Source organism: Rheinheimera aquimaris, from assembly GCF_020531985.1.
Taxonomy (GTDB): Bacteria; Pseudomonadota; Gammaproteobacteria; order Enterobacterales; family Alteromonadaceae; genus Alishewanella; species Alishewanella aquimaris.
Genome location: NZ_JAJAVQ010000004.1, coordinates 394,244 through 418,298, shown reverse-complemented (window position 1 = coordinate 418,298; position 24,055 = coordinate 394,244). Strand labels below are relative to the sequence as shown.

The window sequence follows — 24,055 nt, the reverse complement described above, 5'->3', positions numbered from 1 at the left end:
CCTTTTATTCAGAGGCAGGCATTTGAGCACCCCTTTACACACGGCAGATTTAACCCTCGAAGACGCAGACAGCAGACGCTTAACCCTGTTGTGCGGACCTTTTGACGACAACCTTAAGCATATAGAACGGCGCTTATTGGTCGACATCAGCCACCGCGATAACCAACTGAAAGTAGCAGGCCCGGCCGACAACGTCGCTGCCGCTATGGATGTACTGCAGCAGTTGTATAGCGCGACCTCTGCCCCGGGTGCCGAACTTACACCGGAACAGGTGCATTTACTGATTAGTCAGAACTACGACATTCAGTATCAGCAACAGGACGGTGAACAACAGGACTTTAGCCTGAAAACCAAAAAAGGCCTGATTAAACCGCGTAATCCGAATCAGGCGGCTTATGTTGCCAACGTGCTAAAACATGATGTCTGCTTCGGCATAGGCCCGGCCGGTACCGGTAAAACCTATCTGGCGGTAGCCTGTGCAGTTGATGCATTGGAGCGCAATCTGGTCAGGCGTATTATTCTGACCCGTCCGGCCGTAGAAGCCGGTGAAAAACTCGGTTTCTTACCGGGTGATTTGGCGCAAAAAGTCGACCCTTACCTGCGCCCGTTATACGACGCCTTATTTGAGATGCTCGGCTTTGAAAAAGTCGAAAAGTACTTAGAGCGCGGTATTATCGAAATCGCCCCGCTGGCCTATATGCGTGGCCGTACACTGAATGATGCATTCATTATTCTGGATGAGAGCCAGAACACGACCGTTGAACAGATGAAGATGTTCTTAACCCGGATTGGTTTTAGCTCTAAAGCTGTGATCACCGGTGATATCACTCAGGTCGATTTGCCACGCGGCCAGTATTCCGGTTTAAAGCATGCTATTGATGTATTAAGCGCTGTGGAAGAAATCAGCTTTAACCACTTTACCGCCAAAGACGTGGTGCGCCATCCTATAGTGCAGCGTATTGTCATGGCCTATGAAGCGCATGAAGCCGCCAAACTGGCCGCCACGGCTGCAAAAGGTGACTAATGGCCATAACCCTTGACCTGCAGCTGGCGTTTGACACGCCGGACCTGCCAACCGAAATGCAGTTTCAGCAGTGGCTGGATGCAGCGGTATTACCGTTTCAGGCCGACGCAGAAGTAACAATCCGCATTGTCGGCAACGTTGAAAGCCAGCAGCTTAACTTCGATTACCGTGGTAAAGACAAACCCACCAATGTGCTGAGTTTTCCGTTTCAATGCCCGCCCGGTATTGAACTGCCTCTGCTTGGCGATTTAGTCATTTGCGCTCCCGTGGTGGCGCAAGAAGCACAGCAACAAAATAAAACCCTGAATGCACACTGGGCCCATATGGTCGTGCACGGATGCTTGCATTTACTTGGTTTTGACCATATAAATGACGACGATGCAGAGCAAATGGAAGCCGAAGAAGTCACCATTTTGCAGCAACTTGGCTTTACTAACCCCTATTTGTTGGATGACGAATAGGTTTTTTTATTTTTTGGAGTAATAGTTCACCCATGAGTGACGACAATCCCCACTCTAGTCGCGGTTCTGCCGGTAAATCCTGGTTAGATCGGATCGCCAGTATTTTTAACGCAGAACCACAGGATATTTCAGATTTACAGGATATCATCAGTGAAGCGCAAGCACGCAGCCTGATTGATAGCGATACCAAAAGCATGCTGCAAGGCGTACTTGAGGTTTCTAATATGCGGGCCCGCGATATCATGGTGCCGCGCTCGCAGATGGCTACCATTGATATCGACGATACGGTAGCCGATATGCTGCCGATCCTGATGGAAAATAACCACAGCCGTTATCCGGTAGTCAACGAAGATAAAGATCATATCGAAGGCATTTTGCTGGTAAAAGATTTACTGCAATTCGCACTTGACCCTAATGTTACCGACTGGCATCTGCGCGATTTACTGCGCCCGGCTGTCATCATCCCGGAAAGCAAGCGTGTTGATGCGCTGCTAAAAGAGTTCCGTCAGAAACGCTACCACATGGCGATTGTCGTCGATGAATATGGCGGCGTATCTGGCCTGGTCACCATTGAAGATATTCTTGAGCAAATTGTCGGCGAAATTGAAGATGAGCACGACGATGAAGAAGAAAACGATATCAAGAAAATGGCGTCCCGCGTGTTTCAGGTCAGTGCGCTGACCCCACTGGATGAATTTAACGAAACCTTTAATACCACCTTTGACGAAGAAGATGCCGATACCATCGGCGGTATAGTGCTGCATGCTTTTGGCCATATGCCGGCACGTGGCGAGAGTATCGAACTGCAGGGGCTGACATTTAAAGTCAGCAAAGCCAACAGCAGACGTCTGGTGCAGTTGCAGGTGATCCGCGCCAAAGAACCGGTTGAGTCTGAGGAAAGCTGACATCTTGCCCGCAGTAGCCGCTAAGCTAAAAATGTTATTACCCTATGCTCTGCTGATCCTGGCGGGCGGCTTAACTACTTTGGCATTTGCGCCCTACACCCTGTGGTGGCTGCCGCTACTGACACAGGCATTACTGGTGTTTTATGTACAGCGTGCAACGTCAGTCAAACAAGCTTGTTTGTATGGCTTCAGTTATGGCTTAGGGTGGTTTGGCGTGGGTATCAGCTGGGTGCATGTCAGCATAGACCAGTTTGGTGGCTTGCCGCTGGCTGGCAGCCTCGGCTTGATGGCTTTACTGGTTGGCTACCTTGCCTTGTTCCCACTACTTGCCAGTGGCCTTAGCTACCAACTGCGTCTGTACCGTATGATGCCGCTGTTGTTTGCTGCTAGCTGGACGCTGGCAGAGTGGCTGCGCAGCGTATTACTCACCGGCTTTCCGTGGCTGTCGCTCGGCTATAGCCAGACCTCTGCCGGCCTTAAAGATTTAGCCCCTCTGATTGGTGAAACCGGTATCAGTTTTGTGCTGGCTTTTTCAGCTGCGGCACTGGCGCAGCTGACATTCAAGCAAAAACCACTTGCCCGTTACAGCTATGTTCTTGTTGCAGGTATCATTTTTGCTGTAAGCCCACAGCTGACGGCATTCAAAGGCTGGCAAGATACCGATAAAACCCTGTCAGTGCTGCTGGTTCAGGGCAATATCAAGCAGGAGCTACGCTGGGCACCCGAGCAGGAATGGCCAACGATGCTCAAATACATGGATTTAACCCGGCCCCACTTTCAAAGCGATCTGGTGATCTGGCCAGAAGCCGCTATACCACAGCTGGAACCTTTGGCTGAAAGTTATCTGGATAATCTGAACCGTGCGGCTTTATATGCCAACACTGCGGTTATCAGCGGCATTCTCGATTACAACTTTAAAACCCAGCAAGCCTGGAACAACCTGATTGTGCTGGGTAAACGTAACCCTGACTCTACCGACGGTGACTATTTCTATGGCCATGGCAACCGCTACAGCAAGCATCACCTGTTGCCTATCGGAGAGTTTGTACCGATGGAAGACTGGCTGCGTAAGCTAGCGCCTATCTTTGATCTGCCGATGAGTTCATTCACCCGCGGCAGTTATGTGCAGCCTAATCTGGTGGCCAATGGTTATCACATTCTACCGGCAATTTGCTTTGAAATTGCCTTCCCTGAGCAGATTGCAGCTAATATGACAACAGACACCCAGCTATTACTGACCGTCAGCAATGACGCCTGGTTTGGCGACAGTATTGGCCCGCTGCAACATTTACAGATAGCGCAAATGCGCGCACTGGAATTCGGCCGGCCGCTGCTGCGCGCCACTAACAATGGCGTGACAGCAACCGTCAATGCGGCAGGCGAAATCAGTAAAGTCGCACCGCAGTTTACTGAAGCTGTGCTTACTGACACCGTGCGTTTAACTGAAGGTGCGACGCTTTACTCTCAATGGGGAGATAAACCGCTGTGGCTGCTTTGTTTCCTGATTATCGGTGGTGCATTTCTCATTCGTTGGCGGACAATGTTCAAAGTTCAGCGGTAATTTGTTAACAATCTGCTTGAGAACAGCACAGAGTCCGGTAGACTGAATTTATGCTTCGCTTTGTTGGCATTGACCATGACCTTACTGCACAACATCAGCCGCACTTTGCAGCGCCGCCGTAACTCGACCTGGCATGCGCTTGGCTACGATACCACCGTAAGGCCTGAACGGCCTGACGATCATAACGCCATCGCCACCCTGACCTGCAATGCGTTTAATGGCGATACCGAGGCCCGCCTTATCAACTCGCTACGTCAGCAATGCGCTGATTGCATTTCTCTGGTTGCAGAGCAGCACGGCAACATTGTCGGTCACATATTGTTCTCACCTGCAACACTGGATAATTATCCTGATACCAGGCTGATGGCGCTCTCGCCAATGGCTGTTAGCAATGTGCTGCAGCATCAGGGTATAGGGTCGGCACTGGTACGCGCTGGTCTGAAATTGTGTAAAGAACAAGGTGCGGTAGCCGCGGTCGTACTGGGCCATCCGGCATATTACCCGCGTTTTGGTTTTACTGCAGCCAGCCGGTTCAACATCAGTTGCCCTTGGCAGGCACCGGACAACGCTTTTATGCTGCTGGAGCTGGAACCCGGTAGCCTTAACGGCAAAAGCGGCCAGGTGAATTATCAGCGCGCTTTTGCTCAGCTGTAGCTATACAGATTGTCAGTTAATCATCATCAGATGCGCCGTTAACAATATCGGCAATATCAGATAAACGTTGCAGCGCGCGCCCATTGACTGATTTTTTCGGATACAGGCCACGGCTACTCTTTTCGCCGGCGTCCACGCCCGTAAGCAGCGTCAGCGCCTCATCTACTGTTTTTACGATATATAAATGGAACTTATGTTGTTTTACAGCCTGCGTCACATCGTCGTTCAGCACCAGATTAAGCTGGTTACTGGCCGGAATGATCACACCCTGATCACCGGTTAAGCCACGGCTCTGGCACAAGCGGAAATAGCCTTCGACCTTCTCGTTAACACCGCCGATAGCCTGTACCTGGCCGTGCTGATTGATCGAGCCGGTCACCGCCAGGCTTTGCTTGATTGGGATATCCGTGATGGCAGAAATCAGTGCACATACCTCTGCCAGCGAAGCACTGTCACCATCAATATGACCGTAACTTTGCTCCATGGCGATATTGGCAGACAGGGTTAGTGGAAATTCGCGGGCGTATTTGGCGCCAAGGTAACCGGTCAGCAGTAACACCCCTTTAGAGTGAATTGCTTTACCCAGTTCCACTTCACGCTCAATATCAATAACGCCACTGGAGCCGGCAAAAACCGTCGCACTAACACGCGCCGGCGTGCCAAAAGCAGTATCACCAATTTCCAGCACCGTCAGCCCATTTACCTTACCTACAGCAAGGCCGTCTGTGTCGATCAGGATCTGACCTTCCTGGATATCCTCCAGAAACCCTTCACTGATACGGCCGGTTCTGTGCTGCTTACCTTTTAGCGCCTGTTGAATATGTTCTGCATTCAGGCTATTACTCAGCTTCTGTCCGGCATAAAAGCAGGCTTCCCGCACCAGTTCGAGTACATCAGCAAAACGTGCTGACAACTTGCGTTGATGCTCGGCCTGGCGAAAACTGAACATCAACAGTTGCTTCAGACCGTCGGCCGTCAGTTCTTCAATATTCAGCTGTTGCATCTGCGCCCGAATTTGCATTGCCATGTAGCTGATGGTTTGGGTGTTGTAAGGCAGATAGTGTTCAAAATCGGCTAATACCCTGAACAGCTCATTAAACTCATCATCAACATCCTGGATCAGGTAATACAGGTCCCGAGAGCCCAGCAGCACCACTTTGACATTCAGTGGTATTGCCTTAGGCGTAATGATGGTGGAATTGGTTACAGCATGCTCAGACAGCGTATCAATCAGCAACTCACCGGATTTCAGCGCCAGCTTCAGGGCATCCCACAGCGCAGGCTGCGTTAACAGGCGATCAGCATCCAGAATCAGATAACCGCCATTAGCACGATGCAAGGCCCCGGGGCGAATCATGCGGTAATTGGTATAAAGTGCGCCACTGCTGGAATTGTACTCTACCCGGCCAAACAAATTGCCGTAGCTGGGATTTGGCTCAAATACTATTGGCGCACCCGACATGCTTTCAAAATGCACCAACACATTGGGTACAAACTCTTCGATAAAAATCTCGCGGTTATCGCTTTCTTCCTGCTTGTCGGTATCTGATTCGTCCGGAAGTAGTTCAAGTACCGCTTTCACCAGATGACTGCGCATTTCACGAATGTAGCGCAGCACGCCCAGCTCAGACGTATAATCATGCTCAAGCTGTTTCAGCAACGGTTTAATCGCCTGTTCTATCGTGTCTTTACGCAGTGCGCGCATCCCTTCCGACACTTCGCGTTTCCACTGTGGCAACTCAAGCAACTGCTCGTTTAAGATGGTTTCGAGCTCGCCGACCAGCGCATAAAAATATTGCCGCTGCTCTTCAGTCAGCTTAGAAAACTCCTGGTCATCCAGTGGTTTACCATCGATAATTGGTGAAAAACTGACAGCGCCGTTTTCTTCATATAGCACGACATTTTTTTCCAGCGCCTTTTTCTCAACCAGTTCAATCGCCTGCTCGTATTTATCATCAAAGGCGCGGGCTATGGCTTTTTTCTTGCGCTGATATCCCGGGTTATCAAAAGCGGCCGGAAAGGTATCTAACAGCTCATCGATCAGGGCTTCAATACGCTTAACCAAGATCTTACCTTCACCGGGCAGCAGACGCAGCGTATTGGGCACGCGTTCATCTTCAAAATTGTTCAGGTAGCACCATTCATCCGGTGTGGCTTTCTCGCTGGCTGCCTGCTGCAGAATATCCTGTACCAGCGTAAAGCGTCCCAGCGCCGGTTCACCCATTACGTAAAGGTTATAGCCGGGCATGTCCATACCAATGGCAAACGCCAGTGCAGATTTGGCTCTGTCCTGGCCGATAAAGGCTGGGATCAGCTGCTGTGGCGACAGCGCTTGCTTAATCAGTTTATTGTCCAATTGCGGGCCAAGCTGATGCACCGTCAGTGCCAGAGGATGTGGATGTTGGGTCATGTAATACCTTAGCGTAACCAACTGTTATGGCCGGTATACTAGCAAAAAGCGGCTTAGCTGTACTGGTCAATTTCATCGTTTTACTAAAGAAAAACCCTCTGTTGTCGATACAGTGTTTACCAAGGCATAGATAACACGGGGCCAATGATGAAAGAAACTTACCGCTTAGAGAGGATCCGCAACCTGGGTGTTCGTTTGCAGGAGCTGGAACTGGTTTCTTTATCACCGGGTAAATCCTACGCCAGTGCCGCGCTTAACTTTTTGTTTGCCGACCACCAGCTGGAGCGTCCAAGCGGCTTGCCACTGGAGCACACGTTAAAAACGCTGGGTGAGGCCATCGTGGCCAAACGCAAAGTGCGCTTTACTAACCTGGATGCAGATGCTGTAATCGATTTCTTCTGCCGTCTGTATCGCGTGCACTAAGCCGCCTTAGCCCGCTCCGGCGCAGTAAATTCATACTGCGCTGAAATATTTCTGCACTGCTGCCGTTCCTATAGCAAAGTTATTGATTTAATCACTCAGGTATCTATGCAGACTGTTATATCGCTGTACCAGCGTGCTGTGGCGAAAAGCCAGCATTTATCCGGCTTTGCGCCTTTTTTACTGCGGCTTTATCTGGCGCCGGTTTTATTGCAGGCAGGCTGGAACAAATATCAGCACATCGATGACACTATTGCCTGGTTTGGCAACAGTGAATGGGGCCTGGGGTTACCGGCACCTGCCCTAATGGCAACACTTGCCATTGGCGCTGAAATGCTGGGTGCCATCTTACTGGCGCTCGGGTTATTTACCCGCCTGGTCAGCATTCCACTGATGGTAACCATGCTGGTGGCGATCTTCGCTGTACATTGGCCAAATGGCTGGCTGGCAATTGCCGATAGCAGCAGCTGGTTGGCAAACGACCAAGTTGTCAATTCGGCGCAGCAACTCAGTGCAGCCCGCAGCATATTGCAGGAACACGGCAACTACGACTGGCTGACCAGCAATGGCAGCATTGTCATCCTGAATAATGGTATTGAGTTTGCGGCAACCTACTTTCTGATGTTATTTAGCCTGTTTTTCACCGGTGGCGGCCGCTATACCAGCCTTGATCACTACATCAGCAAAGGGCGGCCTGTTGTAGCGGAGCAGCAACATGGGTGAACTACATTTTTTGCCAGCGCAGCGAAATAACGCTAGGCTGGCAGCAGAATCAACCAAAGATATCGGGCCGATGGCTGAACACTCTGCAAAAACGCTGCCTCAGAGCAGCGCAACCCTTGTGATATTTGACAACAACGGCAGCAAAACCAAACGTTATGAACAGCTGGTGCAGCTGTATCATGCTGATGTGTACCGCTACGGCTACTGGCTGTGTAAAGACCCTGATATAGCCCAGGATTTGGTGCAGGAAACCTTTCTGCGGGCCTGGAAAAGCCTTGATAGCTTGCTTGATGCCGGTGCTGCCAAAGCCTGGTTAATCACGATAGTGCGGCGGGAAAATGCCAGGCGCTTTGAGCGCCGTCAGTTTGATTATGATGACGCGGCCGAGCAGGATAGTTTGCCTGATACCGCCCAGACCAGTGCCGAACAGGACTGTGACAATGATACGCTGCGCCGCCATATGGCGGCATTAGCCGAAGAATACCGCGAGCCTTTGGTATTGCAGGTTCTGGGTGGCTTTAGCAGCGACGAGATAGCCGCTGTGCTGCAATTGAATGTAAACACCGTTAACACCCGGCTGTTCCGGGCACGTAAACTGCTACGCGACAGCCTGATGCAACAAGGGGAGTCCCGCCATGGATAACACCGAATTACGCCGTATCTTAATGGCAGATCCTTTTAGCACGGAGCCAGAAGTATTGGCAGCTATTGCGAACGACAACGACCTGCGCTGCTTTGCCAGTGAATTACAACAGCAGCAGCGCCAGTTGGAAGATGCACTGCATATTCCGGTACCGCCGATGCTGGCAGAGCGCTTGTTGCAGATACCACAGCAACAGCAAAAGCCACGCCGTAACTGGTTTAAACCGCTGGCGATGGCGGCCAGTATTGCTGTAGTGTCAGTGCTGGGCTTACAACTGTATTACAACAGCTTTGCGACAGATTTAGGCGGGCATGCCCTGGCCCATGTTTACCATGAAGAAAACTACTTGCTAAATCATGCGCAGGTGCAGCCGGTCAGCACAGTAAATCTGAAACTTGCAGACTTTGATGCCAGCCTGCAGGACTGGCAGGACGAGATTATTTATGCCCGTTACTGTACCTTTCAGGGGGTGCGTTCTTTGCATCTGGCAGTAAAAACCGACAGCGGCTATGCCACTATCTTTGTGGTACCCAAAGAAGTTGAACTGGCCTTTAACGCACAGTTTGCCGACGAGCGGTATCAGGGCATCACTATGGCTATGCCTAAAGCAAATGTCGTCGTTGTCAGCAGCAACGCTACAGATTTGCAGCAGCTGCCGCAGAAGCTGCAGGACAAACTCATTTTTTCAGCCTAACCGGGTCAGCCTGGTGTGAGGCTGACGTTGCGTAACCTGCGCCATATATATAAGCCATACCAGGCATTAAACCAGAAGCCAATATAGACGATAGCGGTCAGCTGTAAGTCACGAGAGAAATACAACGGTACCGCTACCGTATTAACCACAAGCCAGAACCACCAGGTTTCAAGTTTACGGTTCATCAGTAAAAACTGTGCGATAACACTGAACATCAAAATAGCGGAATCAATAAAGGGTGCATAAGCATCCGTCATACTGTGTAATATGTAGCCATACAACAGAGTCACCAGTGCGGCCAGGGCACTATAACCAGCCAGACGCCAGAGTGGCGTGTTAGTAACCTGCTTAACACCGCTTTGCCAGCCCCATTGATACCAACCTATGCCATTAGTGACGACAAAAAACAGCATCAACAGCACTTCAGCATAGAGTTTGACCTGATAAAACAGTGCCGCAAACAATAGGCAACCAATAATACCCAACCACCAGGTATGAATACTATTACGCGCTGCCAGAAATACTGCCAGCAGATAAAACCCGTTCGCCGCATACTCCAGATATGCTGTATCCATGCCATTATCCTGTAAATAACGTTTTAAAACTAAGCAACCAGTTTATTGATGTGCCAGCATAAAACCTGCCATACCAAGCATAAACCCCAGCACTGTCCCCATTGGCGGGCCCCAGTGACGCGCCAGCTTTACCTGCGGTGCCATATCCTGAAATACCGAGTACAGGATGCCGCCGGCGGCAAATAGCATCATCGCACTCACTATCACCGGCTGCTGCTGCAACCAGACATGACCAACCAGGCCGGCAGCCGGACCGAGTAGTGCCATAGCACTGAAACTGATGATCAGCCGCCATTTAGAGCCACCAGAAGGGTTGAGCTCCCGGTAGGCATTAAAACCTTCGGGCAGATTTTGCAATGCAATAATACCGGCCAGTAAGATGGCTGTATTGGGATCTGCACTAAATGCGGCGCCAAGCGCAACCGATTCGGGGATAAAATCTGCCAGCATTGCCGCAAGTTGACTGGCAGGCGTATTGGCTTTTTTCAATATAATATCCAGCAGCATAAAGCCAAAACCACCGGCAACAAACCACAGCGCAGCCGGTATCACCGCCTGATGCTTTATACCCTCGGGCACCAGTACCAACGCAACTGCAGATAACAGCGCACCGGCACCAAACGCCAATACACTGTGGCGGAACTCTTTTTCCAGCCAATGCGGCCGGATATGCTCAATGGCAGCTAATAATGCACCAGCTGGCATCGCAAGGCCTGCACCCAGTGTGCAAAGTACTATGGTAGTTAACGTATCCAGAACACATCTCCTGCCAGCAACAGCTTAACTGCCGCTAAAACTAACTAATTTAGCCATCACAGGCAAGGTAACACCCGGTACTGCTGTGCATAGTAGCATTCAACGCAGCCATCAAATGTCGACTTTCTTTACAAAATCACATGATGCTGGATGTATGATATTGAAAAACAAAGCAATTAAAAAAGGAATAATTTTTGCAAAGATAGCAAATAACCTGAAGTAAGCAATAAAGAAGTTAATTCACGGAGTGAAAATGCAGTTTTTAAAATCAGTAATTTGTGCAGGTAGTTTACTGGTATCAAGTGCGGCAATGGCAGGCCCAATTCTGATTATCAATGGCGCTAACCAGACAACAGAAGTTGATACAACCTCAGCGCTGACCGACAACCTTAAAGCGTTACATGAAGCCGTTGGTAACACTGTTACTATCGTTGATGACTTACTGGGCGACCTATCTGCATACTCGCAGATATGGGACGTGCGTTTTTTTAACGCCGCCGCCTTAGATAGCTCAGAACAAACCGCTTACAGCAATTATCTGGTAAGTGGCGGGGGCTTGTTTTTAATGGGCGAAAACCACTATTTTATGGAACGGAACAACTCAGTGCTGTCGTTGATAGCTTCACTGGGTGGCGGAGATTTAGGCTTTAATAGTTGCAGCGATGGCACGCAAGTTGTGCATGCACCTTTTACCGGGCCGAATGATGTCTCTGAGGTTAATTACGCTATGTCGGGCTGTTTTAATAACAAAGGAAGCGGTCAGTGGATCACGTCGAGGGCTGACGGCTCTGTCGGTTCAGGTGTCGCCTTTGCTGCTGGCAGCCTGGCTAATGCTATGGCTGGTGCCTTGACAACAATCCTGGATGTGAATTTTATGATGAACGATTTTGATCTGCCTAATTCACAACAATTGACGAAAAACCTGATTGCTTTTGTGGGTGAACAAACTGAAAATCCATCTAATCCGGTACCGGCACCTGCCAGCGTGCTGATTTTAGCCACGGGTTTAGCAGCTCTCAGATTACGCCGTCGGTAGTAATAATTTTGCCATCAAAGCCGCTGTAAAGCGGCTTTTTGTTAGCAGTCAAGCCAGCGCCTGCTGTACTGCAGCCTTAGCATGCAGCAGTGTGGTATCAAATAACGGTACTGCCGCATCCGCTTTGCCTACCAGCAAACCAATCTCTGTGCACCCCAGAATTATCGCATCCACACCTTGCCAGGCGAACCCTGCCATCATGCGCCGCACTGTCTGTTTCGACTCCGGGTTAATAATACCCTGACATAACTCCTGATAAATAATCTGATGCAGACTATCGCGCTCGGCGTCATTTGGCAGCAGTACTTCTATGCCGTATTGATCATTCAGATATTCACGGTAAAACGGTTGTTCCATGGTAAATTTAGTACCAAGCAAGCCTACCCGGCTAAAACCTGCCTGTTTAACCGCCATAGCCGTTGCATCGGCGATATGCAGCAGAGGAATGCTTACCGCGGCTTCAATGCTGCCGGCAACTTTATGCATAGTATTAGTACACAACACAATAAAACCTGCCCCTGCCAACTCTAGCGAGCGAGCCGCATCAGCGAGCATGGCACCGGCGGCGTTCCAATCGCCGGCATGTTGTAAACGCTCGATATCGTGAAAATCAACGCTATACAAAATACACCTAGCAGAATGTAAACCACCCAACTGCTGTTTCACGCCTTCGTTTATTGCCCGGTAGTAAGGAATGGTCGACTCCCAGCTCATACCACCAATCAATCCTATCGTTTTCATAATTTGCTCGTCGGTGCACTTAAAAGTACTAAGCTAGCATAGTACTTTGCAAAAAAAACCCTGCAATGCAGGGCTTTTTGTTTCTAGCAGAATCAGGCTTCAGCTTAATGCAGGCGCATCGAAATTGGCTGGCTCGTCGCTGTAAATGCATACGTTCCAGTCCGCTGCCAGGCCGTCTTCGGCTAAGCAGTAGGTTTCAAAGAAGTGCTTTATCTCAGCGCGCTGGCAATGCGCTTCAAAGCTTGGCAAGTCGGCCCAGATTTCGTTAAAGGCAATAGGAAAGCTTTTGCCTTCAGCAAAAGGGCTTTCGATCTGGCGAGTAACAATGTACTGCAAACAGCCGTCTTCACGGTTACTGTTTGGCTCCAAGCTCTGCAGTACTTTAAACAACTCATCGGCCTTGCCCGGTTTGGGCAGAAACTGAGCAATACAATACACTTTTTTAGACATCTGTTCTCCCGAAATGGTGCTATCGGCTGATAGCACCTTATTTCTGATTAATGAGCGGCAGCGCTGCTAAACACATCAAACAAATGGGCATTCAGGTATAAATGGGTAACAACACTGGCTCCATAGCCCAGCAGTATCACCGGCGCCCACTTCAAATGACCGGCGAAGGTGTAGTAGCCACGGGCCTGCCCCATTAACGCTACACCGGCTGCAGAACCAATAGACAATAAACTGCCACCAACACCTGCCGTGAGTGTAATCAGCAGCCACTGACCGTGTGACATTGCCGGTTCCATCGTCAATACGGCAAACATCACCGGGATGTTATCCACCACAGATGACATCAAACCTAAAATAACATTCGCAAACGTCGGATTACCACTGCCATACAAACCGACTGACAACATTTCCAGATAACCGATATACCCCAGGCCACCGACACACATTACCACGCCGTAGAAAAACAGTAAGGTGTCCCATTCGGCACGGGCAATACGGTTAAAGACATCAAACGGCACTATCTGGCCCAGCGCGCGAATACGCTCTATGTCGCCTTCACGCTCTGCCATCGCTTTTTTCCGTGCTAGTGAACCGGGCAGTGTTTTACGCAGAAAGAAGCCGAAAAACTGTAGCAGGCCCAGGCCCGTCATCATGCCAAGCACCGGCGGCAAATCCAGCCAGGAGTGATATAACACTGCCAGCGCAATAGTGGCTAAAAACAGCGTCAGAATGCGCAGCGCTCCACGCTTTAGCTCAACATCTTCTTGCAGCGCCGCCGGATAACGCCGCTCAACAAAAAAGCTCATGATAATGGCCGGTACCAGGTAGTTCACCACAGCCGGAACAAACAGCGTAAAGAATTCATTAAAAGTAACAATACCCGCCTGCCATACCATCAGCGTGGTAATATCGCCAAACGGAATAAAGGCGCCGCCGGCATTAGCCGCAACGACAATATTGACACAGGTCAGGTTAATAAAACGCTTGTCGCCTTCAGCGACTTTCATCACTACCGCACACATCAACATAGCGGTGGTCATATTGTTGGCAAAAGACGAAATGATGAATGCCAGAACACCGCTAATCCAGAACAGCGTCCGGTAACTGAAGCCACGGCGGATCATCCAGGCCCGTAAAGCATCAAACAACCGCCGCTCTTCCAGCGCGCTGATGTAAGTCATCGCGACCAGCAAAAACAACATTAACTCTGCGAACTCAAGCAAAGTGTGTCTGAATGCATCCGACGTCACGCCAGGAATGCCCTGCTGCATATATTTCCAGGCGATAAGCGCCCAGATAATACCGGCTGCGACCAGCACCGGTTTGGATTTACGTAAATGAAGTTTCTCCTCGGCCATGACCAGCAGGTAAGCCAGGCCAAACAACACCAGAGAAATAATACCCACAGGGGCTAGCGTAAGGTTAAGGCTGCCAGTTTCGGCAAAAGCAACAGGAGAGAATAACGCGCACAACAACAGGTACAGCACAGACTGCTTCACAATTTTTGTCCTCAGTTCTGAAAGAAACCCGCCCGGCGGACACCGGACGGCATATTATAAAACACTTTGATTAGAATATTTACTCAGCTGGCCGTAAAAACTGAAAAACTTGCGCTGTTCAGCCATAAGTGAGCCAGAATACTGGCAACATAGCCGAGAAAAATGGCCGGGGCCCACTTCAGATGGCCGGCAAATGTATAGTAGCCACGGGCCTGCCCCATCAGCGCTACACCTGCTGCTGAGCCGATAGACAGCAAACTGCCGCCGACACCCGCCGTTAACGTGATAAGTAACCACTGGCCATGTGACATTTCAGGCTGCATTGTCAGTACTGCAAACATCACCGGAATATTATCAACCACCGCCGACACCAAACCCAGCATTACGTTAGCCCAGGACGCGTCCCATTGCGTATACAGTACATCTGATAACATCGCCAGATAGCCAATAAAACCAAGGCCGCCAACACACATGACTACACCGTAAAAAAACAACAGCGTATCCCATTCTGCGCGGGCGACGCGGCTGAACACATCAAAAGGCACTACCTGTCCCAGTGCCCTGATCCGCTCTTCATCGCCGACCCGCTCAGCCAGCGCTTTCTTACGCGCCAAAGAGCCCGGCAGAGAAACCCTTAAGAAATAACCAAAGAACTGCAGGTAACCCAGGCCAGTCATCATGCCCAGTACCGGCGGTAAATGCAGCACCGCATGGCAGGCAACCGCCGTGGCTATAGTCAGTAGAAACAACACCAGGATACGCAGCGCACCGCGTTTAAGCTCAACATCTTCCTGTACTGCCGATGGCTTACGATTTTCGACAAACAGGCTCATCAAAATTGCCGGCACCAGAAAATTGACCAACGACGGGACGAACAGCGCAAAAAATTCAGCGAAGTGCAGTAAGCCGGCCTGCCATACCATCAGCGTGGTGATGTCACCAAAGGGGCTGAAAGCGCCGCCTGCGTTAGCGGCAACCACGATATTGATACAACACAGATTGATAAACTTTTTATCGCCTTCAGCAACTTTCATGACCACAGCGCACATCAGTAATGCCGTAGTCAGGTTGTCTGCAACCGGAGAAATGACAAAAGATAATGCGCCTGTTAACCAAAACAGCTGACGGTAACTAAAGCCTTTGCGGATCATCCAGCTACGCAGCGCATCAAACAACCGTCGCTCTTCCAAGGCATTGATGTAAGTCATCGCCACCAGCAAAAACAACATCAGCTCTGAGAATTCAAGCAAGGTATGCCGGAATGCGGCTTCAGACGCAGCCGGAAAACCCGCCTGCACATACTGCCAGCCGATCAAAACCCAGATCACACCAGCGGCAACCAGCACGGGTTTAGATTTACGCAGATGAATTTTCTCTTCTGCCATAACCAGCGCATAAGCCACGACAAAAATCACGATGGCGATATAGCCGGTCAGGCTATGTGCCAAATCGACTTCACCCACAGCAGCATGTACCGGCATGACCAACAGGCTCAGTAGCAACACCAGACTGTACAGGGATCCTTGCTTTTTCCACATAATCACAACATCCAGGTTAAGTTACAGGAACAAAAAACCCGGCTGATAGCCGGGTTTCGTAGTTAACGTAAAATCAGTAATGAGCACTTCGCCTTGCAGATCATCGCAGTCGTCGTGCTGCCGACGATAAACTGCCGGATACGGGAGTGGCCATAAGCCCCCATGACCATCAGGTCAATCACATGCTCCTGTTGGTATTGGTTCAATGCGGTTTCCGGCTCACCAGCCACAATAGCGGTTTTCGTCTCAAAACCGGCGCTTCGTAAAATTTCTGCTGCGGCCTGCATTTGCGCTCTGGCGGCTTCAACATCGGCACCTACCATCACCAGGTGTACCGGTAGCCCCTGCACTAGCGGGCTGGCAGCCAGCATTTGCAAGCCCTTCAACGCTGTGGCGCTGCCATCATAAGCAAACATAATGCGCTGCGGCACTTTATAACGTTGCTGCGTGAGTAACACTGGCTTTTGAATACTGCGTATAACCCGCTCTACATGCAACCCCATATGGCCATGCGCTTCAGCACTGCTAAAACCACGCTTGCCTAACACCAGTAACCGGGTTTCATCTTCCAGCTCTGCCAGAGTTTCAATAAGCTGACCATGGCGTAAGCGCTCATCTACCGCTTTAACACCAGACTGCTCTGCCCGCGCTTTAGCGGCATCTAAAATACTGCGCCCACGCTGCAGTGCCAGCTTACTGTGTTTTTCATCCAGCTCGGCCAACTGCTGTAACAGCAGCTCTTGCGAGCCAAGCCCAATGCTGCCGCTTAGATCGGGTGTATGGGTATGTTGGGCTTTATCCAGCACATGCACTACAGACATCGCACTGTCCAACGCTTTTGCCGCCCATACTGCATAGTCACATACCGCTTCAGCATAAGGGGAGGCGTCAATACAGGCTAAAACTTTTGTTGTCATTATTCTGCTCCTTAGTCGGTATTGTTTTGCTGTTGCAGCGTCTGGATCAGTGGCCCATCAGTTTGTCGACGACGTCACTTTTATTGTGCACAGCGAACTTATCTACCAGTGTCGCGCTGGCTTCATTTAGGCCCAGCAGCTCCACTGCCGTGCCTTCACGGCGGAACTTTAACACCACCTTGTCCAGCGAGCTGATTGCGGTGATATCCCAAAAATGGGCCCGGCTTAAGTCAATCTGTACCCGTTCAACGGCTTCTTTAAAATCGAAGGCGGCGACAAATTGCTCTGCAGAGGTGAAAAACACCTGCCCGACCACCTGATAGCTACGCTGATGGCCATCATCCGACAACGTTGACCCTACATACAACACTTTGCCGACTTTGCTGGCAAAAAACAGCGCACTAAACAGCACCCCAACCAATACACCGTAGGCCAGGTTGTGCGTAAATACTGTCACCAGCACAGTGGCAACCATTACCACGCTGGAACTGGCCGGGTTGGTGCGTAAGTCACTGACAGAGCCCCAGTTAAAGGTACCGATGGACACCATAATCATAATGGCTACCAGCGCCGCCATCGGGATCAGGCCAACCCAGCTGTCCAGAAACACAATTAAAATCAGCAGGAAAATACCGGCCAGTAATGTCGATAGCCGGGTACGCCCGCCAGATTTCACGTTAATTACCGACTGACCAATCATCGCACAACCGGCCATACCGCCAATTAAACCAGACCCTATATTGGCAATACCCTGGCCGACACACTCACGGTTTTTATCACTGCTGGTATCGGTTAAATCATCCACTATAGTGGCTGTCATCAAAGATTCCAGAATGCCCACCACGGCCAACGCTAAAGCATACGGGAAAATAATTGTCAGGGTATTCAACGTTAGTGGTACGTCCGGCCACAAAAACACCGGCAAGCTATCAGGTAGCTCTCCCATATCGGCCACAGTGCGGATATCCATACCAAAATACAGTGCCAGTGCAGTCAGCACCAAGATACAGATCAGTGGCGATGGTACAGTGCGGGTAACATACGGAAACAGATAAATAATGGCCAGCCCCAGTGCCGTCATGCCGTACACCAGCAGTGAGCCATGCTGACCGCTTAGCTCTGGCAACTGTGCCATAAAAATCAGAATTGCCAGTGCATTAACAAAGCCGGTAACCACCGAACGCGACACAAAGCGCATTAAATCGCCCAGTTTAAGTACGCCAAAAATAATCTGCAGCACACCGGTTAATAAGGTTGCAGCCAGCAGATACTGCAGACCGTGCTCACGCACCAGGGTCACCATAACCAATGCCATAGCCCCTGTTGCGGCAGAAATCATGGCTGGCCGGCCACCGGCAAAAGCCGTGATAACGGCAATACAAAATGAGGCATACAACCCTACTTTAGGGTCAACACCGGCAATAATAGAAAAGGCAATGGCTTCCGGGATCAGCGCCAGCGCCACAACTAATGCAGAAAGCACATCGCCACGCAGGTTCGACAACCAGTGTTGTTTTAAATAAGTCAGCATCAAAGGTGAGATTCAGTAACGATAATGGCCGCGCATTCTAGCAAAAAAACCAACGCTCTGCCCACCGTTTAAACAATAATGCCACGCTACAACCTGCGCTTATACCGGCAGGCCTTCCCGGAAAAACTGCACACCGCCACAATGACTGCAAGCCAATAACGGTGCCGGATGTGTGTAGTCGATATGTGTCAGACACTTTTCACAGCGGTAGCGCCCCATGCCGACCATTTCCCCCTGAAAATACACCCCTTTGTGCCTGAAATCCTGTGCCAGCTCTTGCCATTCCAGTTGGCTTTTATCAGTAATATTACTCAGTTCCTGCCACAACGCTTCAGGCCACAGTGATGGTATGTCATCATCAGGTTGCTGATCCTGCGTTTCAACATATTCATGCCACTGCCTTTTAAAGGTCTCAATAAACAGCTGCGTTTCATAGGCGCTCAACTCTTTGCCGGCTTTAACATAAGCTTTAAGTTCTGAGACAAAATCAACCATGTTATTTAATTGCTGCTGCTGAGCCTCATGCAGGGTGTGATTAAACTCACTTAACCAGCGCTGATACTTCTTTACAAAATCGGCCATAGCTCCTCCATTGGTTTAAAACCAGTATAGACAATGCGCTGCTTGTTGTTGTCAAAACGGCTCTGCGGTATGCTATAGCCACTTTTTTGCTGCGATCAACGCAGCCGTATTAACCCCCTTTTCCGGAAGACCTGAATGCAAGAACAATATAACCCGCAGCAGATTGAAACTGCTCTGCAGCAGCAATGGGAACAGACCAGCGCTTTTAAAGTGGCTGAAGATGCGAATAAAGAGAAGTTTTACTGCTTGTCTATGTTTCCTTACCCAAGCGGGCGCTTGCATATGGGCCATGTGCGCAATTACACCATCGGTGACGTTGTCAGCCGCTTTCAGCGTATGCAGGGCAAAAATGTTATGCAACCTATGGGCTGGGATGCGTTTGGTTTACCGGCCGAAAACGCTGCAATAAACAACAAAACAGCACCCGCCAAGTGGACCTACGAAAATATTGATTACATGCGTAACCAGTTAAAACGGCTGGGTTTTGGTTACGACTGGAGCCGTGAACTGGCGACCTGTAAACCTGAGTATTACAAGTGGGAGCAATGGTTCTTCACTAAACTGTATGAAAAAGGCCTGGTTTACAAAAAGATGGCTACGGTTAACTGGGACCCGGTTGATCAGTGCGTACTGGCCAATGAACAGGTGATTGACGGCCGGGGCTGGCGCTCAGGTGCCTTAGTAGAACAGCGCGAATTAGCGCAGTGGTTTATCCGCATTACCGCTTATGCCGAAGAGTTACTGCAGGATCTGGATCAGCTGGACGGCTGGCCTGAGCAGGTTAAAACCATGCAGAAAAACTGGATTGGCCGCTCAGAAGGCGTAGAAATCCGCTTTGATATCGCCGGCAGCAGCAATAGCCTGACCGTTTACACTACCCGTCCGGATACTTTGTACGGTGTTACTTATGTCGCCGTAGCTGCGCAGCACCCGCTGGCACAGCAAGCCGCGCAATCTAACCCGGTGCTGGCAGCCTTTATTGAAGACTGCAAAGGCGGAAAAATGGCCGAAGCAGAGCTGGCCACTATGGAGAAAAAAGGTTGCGCGACCGGTATTTATGCCGTGCATCCGCTGACCGGTGAGCAGGTACCGGTGTGGGTCGCTAACTTTGTACTGATGGACTACGGTTCAGGTGCGGTGATGGCCGTACCCGGCCACGACCAACGTGATTACGAATTTGCCAGCAAATACCAGTTAGCGATAAAGCAGGTAGTACGCCCGGCTGAAGGCTCGGCGCAAGAATGCGACTTAACCAAAGCTGCTTTTACCGAAAAAGGCGTACTGATTAACTCTGGTGAGTTTGATGGTGCAGACTTTGAGACAGCTTTTAACGCGATCGCTGCCAAGCTTGCCGCGATGGGCCGTGGCGAAGTTAAGGTAAACTACCGTCTGCGCGACTGGGGCGTATCGCGCCAGCGTTACTGGGGTGCGCCTATCCCGATGTTAAACCTGGCGGATGGTAGCCAGGTACCGGTGCCAGAAGATCAATTACCGGTGCGTCTGCCCGAAGATGTGGTAATGGATGGCGTCACGTCGCCCATCAAAGCAGACCCGGAGTGGGCCAAAACGACGTACAACGGCAGTGAAGCTTTTCATGAAACCGATACCTTCGACACCTTTATGGAGTCGAGCTGGTACTATGCCCGTTATTGCAGCCCTGACCATGATAAAGCCATGCTGGACCCGGCAAAAGCCAACTACTGGCTGCCGGTCGACCAGTATATCGGCGGTATCGAGCACGCTATTTTACACCTGCTGTACAGTCGTTTCTTCCACAAACTGCTACGGGACGTCGGCCTGGTGCAATCGGATGAGCCGTTTAAACGCCTGCTGTGTCAGGGGATGGTGCTGGCTGAAACCTTCTACCGTGACACAGAAAACGGCGGCAAACAGTGGTTCTCGCCGCAGGATGTCAGCGTAGAGCGTGATGACAAAGGCCGGGTTGTTAAAGCCATATTAAACACTGATGGTCAGCCAGTTGTGGCATCCGGCATGAGCAAGATGTCGAAATCGAAGAACAATGGTATCGACCCGCAAAAAGTTATCGACCTGTACGGTGCCGATACTGTGCGTCTGTTTATGATGTTTACCGCACCACCAGAGCAAACGCTGGAGTGGTCAGACTCAGCAGTAGAAGGTGCACATCGATTTATCAAGCGTATTTATGCACTGGTCAGCGATTTTGCTGGCGCAGGTAACGTTGGCAAACTGGATATTGCAGCGCTGAATAACGAGCAAAAAACATTACGCCGTGAGCTGCATAAAACCATCGCCAAGGTATCGGATGACATTGGCCGTCGCTACACCTTTAACACCGCCATCGCGGCCATTATGGAGCTGAGCAACAAGCTGCAAAAAGCCAGCCTGGCGACTGAGCTTGACCGTGCTGTGATGCACGAAGCTGTATTGGCTCTGCTACAAATGCTGAACCCTATTACGCCGCATGTGGCGCAGTATTTATGGACACAGCTGGGTCAGCAAACCGGTATCGAGCAAACCCCCTGGCCAGTGGCAGACGACGCAGCCATGGTAGAAGATGAAAAACTTGTAGTAGTACAGGTGAATGGCAAAGTCCGTGGCAAAATAACCGTTGCCGCTGATGCTGATCAGGATACGGTACTGAGTACTGCTCAGGCCGACGAGAACGTAAGCCGTCACCTCGAAGGTGTTAGCATACGTAAAGTCATTTACGTACCTGGTAAGCTGCTTAATCTGGTGGTGGGCTAAGATGGCCCGCTTCAGCGTGGTTCTGGCCCTGCTTAGCAGCCTGCTGCTGAGCAGCTGCGGCTTCCACTTGCGTGGCGACTTACCGCTGAGCCACTTTCCGGCCATGTATATCCAAAGCGAGCGTCATTCTGAACTGGCTGCACTGGTGGCAGAGCGGTTAGAGCGCAACAAGGTAGAATTGCTGCAAAGTTATCAGCAAACGGCGCCTATGTTGCAACTGATTGACGATACGCTGGAGCGGCGCACCTTATCATTATTCCCCAACGGTCAGGTAGCCGAATACGAACTGATTTATAAAGTTCGTTACGCGCTGACGATGCCCAATGGCGAGCCACAGCAGTACCAGTTCGAACTGTTCCGTGATTACCAGGACGACCCGAATCAGGCTTTAGCAAAAACCAAAGAGCTGGAGCTGATGCTCGCAGAGCTGCGTCAACAAGCGGCCAACCGCATTATGCGTCAATTGGCCAGGCTGCACTGATGCAACTGGCACGCTGATGCAGAAGCTGTATGCCAACCAATTACCACAACACTTAAGCGGTCCGCTGGCGCCTTGTTATCTGCTGTTTGGCGATGAACCATTACAAAAGCTGGAAGCAATAGATGCAATCCGGGCAGCGGCAAAGGCTCAAGGCTATGCTGAACGTATCAGCCTGACGGCTGATGCGCAATTTGACTGGAATTTGCTCAGTAACGAATTACAGGCCATGTCGCTGTTCTCAGAGCGGCGTCTGATTGAACTGGAACTGTCTCAGCAAAAATTATCAGCCGCGGCAAACGATGCCCTCAAAGCGCTGCCTCAGCAGTTGCACAGCGACATTATTTTGCTGATCCACGGTGAGCGCAGCCACAGTGATGTCAGCAAACTGGCCTGGTTTAAACAGTTACAAAATCAGGCTGTTCAGATCCCTGTTTATGCCCTGGACGAGAGGCAGAGCCAACAGTGGCTACGTGATCGCGCCCGCCAGTTAAAGCTGCAACTTAGCAGTGATGCCTTAGCATTGTTGCAGCAGCACTGTGCCGGTAATTTGCTGGCCGCCAGACAGGAGCTGGAGAAACTGACAATGGCAGATCTGCCGCAACCACTGGATGCCACTGTATTGGCACAGTTTCTGGCAGATCATTCCAGCTTTACTGTGTTTCAGCTGGTCGATGCCATTTTACAGGGTCAGGCTGATGAGGCGCTGCACCGGCTGCAGCGGCTGTGTCAGCAGGATACGGAGCCGGTGATTATTGCCTGGCAACTGCAAAAAGAAGTGCTGCAACTGCGTCAACTGCAGCAGGCCGGTCAATGGCAACAGAATATCAATGAGCTTTATAAAAGCCTCGCCATCTGGCCCAAGCGCCAGCCACTGTACCAAAATGCACTAAAACGTTTATCCCTTGCCTGGCTGGATTACTTACTGCAGGAACTGGCGGCATTTGACCGCCTGTACAAAGCAGGCCAACTTAATCACGCTGATGTTGCTCTGGCACATCTGGTGACACTGTTTGTCAAACCCGTGCCGAAAGCATTTTCGCTGCAACAACAGGCCGTTTATGACTAAGCATATCGGTATTCTGGGTGGCACCTTTGACCCGGTACACAACGGCCATATTGCCTGTGCCGATTATGTTCAGCGTGAATGTGGCCTCGATACCGTAAGACTAATGCCATGTCATCTGCCGCCACACCGCGCTACGCCGGGTGTCAGTGCAGAGCAGCGCGCTGCCATGGTACAGCTGGCAATTGCCGGTTACCCCAAACTGGCACTTGAACGGCTTGAACTGGATAAGCAGAGCCCCTCATACACCTTTGACAGCCTGCAGTTGCTGCACCAGCGCGAGCCAGACAGCCGCTTTTACTTTGTTATCGGTATGGACTCGCTGTGTTATTTCCGGCAGTGGAAAAACTGGCCGCTTATCTTAAAACTGGCTCATCTGCTGGTCTGCGAACGGCCGGGGTATCAGGCAACAGATGGTGATGCACCGTTTTTACTGCAGCAATATGGCGTAACCGATATCGGCGCGCTGCAACAATCAGCAGTGGGAGGTATATTGCTGCTAAATAACCCGCTATCTGCTATCAGCGCGACAGATATTCGCTGCCAACTACAGCACAACAGAGCAGCTAGTAGCGCTTTAGATCCTGCCGTATTGAACTATATTCAGTTACAACAACTCTATCAGGCGTAAGAGCTATCACCACGCCCAAACTATGCTAAAATA

24 protein-coding genes are annotated in these 24,055 nt (G+C 50.6%); 14 read left to right on the top strand and 10 right to left on the bottom strand.

Features of this window, described 5'->3' with window-relative positions:
- Nucleotides 1-22 precede the first annotated feature (22 nt).
- The 5 genes from LHL18_RS14470 (at nucleotide 23) to LHL18_RS14450 (ending at nucleotide 4,605) form a co-directional block, all read left to right on the top strand.
- Nucleotides 23-1,024, top strand: coding sequence for a PhoH family protein (locus tag LHL18_RS14470; RefSeq protein ID WP_134057247.1), 1,002 nt, complete (start codon nucleotides 23-25; stop codon nucleotides 1,022-1,024).
- A complete protein-coding gene (gene ybeY, locus LHL18_RS14465) occupies nucleotides 1,024-1,485 on the top strand; it encodes an rRNA maturation RNase YbeY (RefSeq protein WP_226767584.1) in 462 nt (153 codons plus the stop codon). The genes LHL18_RS14470 and ybeY overlap by 1 nt, the downstream gene beginning before the upstream one ends.
- 32 nt (nucleotides 1,486-1,517) lie before the next feature.
- Nucleotides 1,518-2,390: an HlyC/CorC family transporter gene (locus LHL18_RS14460; RefSeq protein WP_226767583.1), complete on the top strand. Its 873-nt coding sequence runs from the start codon at nucleotides 1,518-1,520 to the stop codon at nucleotides 2,388-2,390.
- A gap of 4 nt (nucleotides 2,391-2,394) precedes the next feature.
- Entirely contained in the window at nucleotides 2,395-3,951 is a 1,557-nt protein-coding gene (lnt, locus tag LHL18_RS14455; protein ID WP_226767582.1) for an apolipoprotein N-acyltransferase, read from the top strand.
- A gap of 75 nt (nucleotides 3,952-4,026) precedes the next feature.
- Entirely contained in the window at nucleotides 4,027-4,605 is a 579-nt protein-coding gene (locus LHL18_RS14450; protein WP_226767581.1) for a GNAT family N-acetyltransferase, read from the top strand.
- A 16-nt stretch (nucleotides 4,606-4,621) separates the two neighbouring features.
- On the opposite strand, the gene LHL18_RS14445 is transcribed toward LHL18_RS14450, so the two are convergent.
- Complete coding sequence (locus LHL18_RS14445; RefSeq protein WP_226767580.1) at nucleotides 4,622-7,015, bottom strand: Lon protease family protein; 2,394 nt, start codon at nucleotides 7,013-7,015, stop codon at nucleotides 4,622-4,624.
- A 144-nt stretch (nucleotides 7,016-7,159) separates the two neighbouring features.
- Between LHL18_RS14445 and LHL18_RS14440 the strand changes: the two genes are divergently transcribed.
- The 4 genes from LHL18_RS14440 to LHL18_RS14425 all read left to right on the top strand — a co-directional run bounded on the left by LHL18_RS14440 (nucleotide 7,160) and on the right by LHL18_RS14425 (nucleotide 9,495).
- The gene (locus LHL18_RS14440; protein ID WP_226767579.1) at nucleotides 7,160-7,438 is read left to right on the top strand and encodes a hypothetical protein; all 279 of its coding nucleotides are present in this window, start codon (nucleotides 7,160-7,162) and stop codon (nucleotides 7,436-7,438) included.
- A gap of 105 nt (nucleotides 7,439-7,543) precedes the next feature.
- A complete protein-coding gene (locus LHL18_RS14435) occupies nucleotides 7,544-8,158 on the top strand; it encodes an HvfX family Cu-binding RiPP maturation protein (RefSeq protein WP_226767578.1) in 615 nt (204 codons plus the stop codon).
- Nucleotides 8,151-8,801, top strand: a complete 651-nt coding sequence (locus LHL18_RS14430; protein ID WP_226767577.1) for a sigma-70 family RNA polymerase sigma factor — start codon at nucleotides 8,151-8,153, stop codon at nucleotides 8,799-8,801. The genes LHL18_RS14435 and LHL18_RS14430 overlap by 8 nt, the downstream gene beginning before the upstream one ends.
- Entirely contained in the window at nucleotides 8,794-9,495 is a 702-nt protein-coding gene (locus LHL18_RS14425) for a DUF3379 family protein (protein WP_134057263.1), read from the top strand. The genes LHL18_RS14430 and LHL18_RS14425 overlap by 8 nt, the downstream gene beginning before the upstream one ends.
- A gap of 5 nt (nucleotides 9,496-9,500) precedes the next feature.
- On the opposite strand, the gene pnuC is transcribed toward LHL18_RS14425, so the two are convergent.
- Together pnuC and LHL18_RS14415 are read right to left on the bottom strand one after the other, a co-directional pair.
- On the bottom strand, nucleotides 9,501-10,070 hold the full coding sequence (pnuC, locus tag LHL18_RS14420; protein WP_226767576.1) for a nicotinamide riboside transporter PnuC: 570 nt from the start codon (nucleotides 10,068-10,070) through the stop codon (nucleotides 9,501-9,503).
- A gap of 42 nt (nucleotides 10,071-10,112) precedes the next feature.
- Nucleotides 10,113-10,775 carry a ZIP family metal transporter gene (locus tag LHL18_RS14415; RefSeq protein WP_226767575.1) on the bottom strand — a complete coding sequence of 221 codons (663 nt, stop codon included), beginning with the start codon at nucleotides 10,773-10,775 and terminating at the stop codon, nucleotides 10,113-10,115.
- 304 nt (nucleotides 10,776-11,079) lie between these two features.
- On the opposite strand from LHL18_RS14415, the gene LHL18_RS14410 reads away from it, so the two are divergent.
- A complete protein-coding gene (locus LHL18_RS14410; protein ID WP_226767574.1) occupies nucleotides 11,080-11,862 on the top strand; it encodes a PEP-CTERM sorting domain-containing protein in 783 nt (260 codons plus the stop codon).
- A gap of 48 nt (nucleotides 11,863-11,910) precedes the next feature.
- On the opposite strand, the gene LHL18_RS14405 is transcribed toward LHL18_RS14410, so the two are convergent.
- From LHL18_RS14405 to LHL18_RS14375, 7 genes are all read right to left on the bottom strand, one after another.
- On the bottom strand, nucleotides 11,911-12,603 hold the full coding sequence (locus LHL18_RS14405; protein ID WP_226767573.1) for an aspartate/glutamate racemase family protein: 693 nt from the start codon (nucleotides 12,601-12,603) through the stop codon (nucleotides 11,911-11,913).
- A gap of 99 nt (nucleotides 12,604-12,702) precedes the next feature.
- Nucleotides 12,703-13,053, bottom strand: coding sequence for a putative quinol monooxygenase (locus LHL18_RS14400; RefSeq protein WP_226767572.1), 351 nt, complete (start codon nucleotides 13,051-13,053; stop codon nucleotides 12,703-12,705).
- A gap of 47 nt (nucleotides 13,054-13,100) precedes the next feature.
- Nucleotides 13,101-14,555, bottom strand: coding sequence for a sodium:proton antiporter NhaD (gene nhaD / locus LHL18_RS14395; protein ID WP_134057275.1), 1,455 nt, complete (start codon nucleotides 14,553-14,555; stop codon nucleotides 13,101-13,103).
- Nucleotides 14,556-14,635: 80 nt separating this feature from the next.
- Nucleotides 14,636-16,090, bottom strand: coding sequence for a sodium:proton antiporter NhaD (gene nhaD / locus LHL18_RS14390; RefSeq protein WP_404817942.1), 1,455 nt, complete (start codon nucleotides 16,088-16,090; stop codon nucleotides 14,636-14,638).
- Between the two features lie 62 nt (nucleotides 16,091-16,152).
- Nucleotides 16,153-17,007, bottom strand: coding sequence for a universal stress protein (locus LHL18_RS14385; protein WP_226767571.1), 855 nt, complete (start codon nucleotides 17,005-17,007; stop codon nucleotides 16,153-16,155).
- Nucleotides 17,008-17,053: 46 nt separating this feature from the next.
- Complete coding sequence (locus tag LHL18_RS14380; RefSeq protein ID WP_226767570.1) at nucleotides 17,054-18,538, bottom strand: SulP family inorganic anion transporter; 1,485 nt, start codon at nucleotides 18,536-18,538, stop codon at nucleotides 17,054-17,056.
- 99 nt (nucleotides 18,539-18,637) lie between these two features.
- The gene (locus LHL18_RS14375; protein ID WP_134057283.1) at nucleotides 18,638-19,120 is read right to left on the bottom strand and encodes a zinc ribbon-containing protein; all 483 of its coding nucleotides are present in this window, start codon (nucleotides 19,118-19,120) and stop codon (nucleotides 18,638-18,640) included.
- Between the two features lie 135 nt (nucleotides 19,121-19,255).
- Between LHL18_RS14375 and leuS the strand changes: the two genes are divergently transcribed.
- From leuS to nadD, 4 genes are read left to right on the top strand one after another with little or no spacing between them, the layout of a single operon-like run.
- Nucleotides 19,256-21,847 (top strand): leucine--tRNA ligase, encoded by a 2,592-nt coding sequence (gene leuS / locus LHL18_RS14370; RefSeq protein WP_226767569.1) that lies wholly within the window; start codon nucleotides 19,256-19,258, stop codon nucleotides 21,845-21,847.
- A gap of 1 nt (nucleotide 21,848) precedes the next feature.
- On the top strand, nucleotides 21,849-22,328 hold the full coding sequence (locus LHL18_RS14365; protein ID WP_134057288.1) for an LPS-assembly lipoprotein LptE: 480 nt from the start codon (nucleotides 21,849-21,851) through the stop codon (nucleotides 22,326-22,328).
- 16 nt (nucleotides 22,329-22,344) lie between these two features.
- Nucleotides 22,345-23,394: a DNA polymerase III subunit delta gene (holA, locus tag LHL18_RS14360; RefSeq protein WP_226767568.1), complete on the top strand. Its 1,050-nt coding sequence runs from the start codon at nucleotides 22,345-22,347 to the stop codon at nucleotides 23,392-23,394.
- Nucleotides 23,387-24,022 (top strand): nicotinate-nucleotide adenylyltransferase, encoded by a 636-nt coding sequence (nadD, locus tag LHL18_RS14355; RefSeq protein ID WP_226767567.1) that lies wholly within the window; start codon nucleotides 23,387-23,389, stop codon nucleotides 24,020-24,022. The genes holA and nadD overlap by 8 nt, the downstream gene beginning before the upstream one ends.
- The last annotated feature ends 33 nt before the right edge of the window (nucleotides 24,023-24,055 follow it).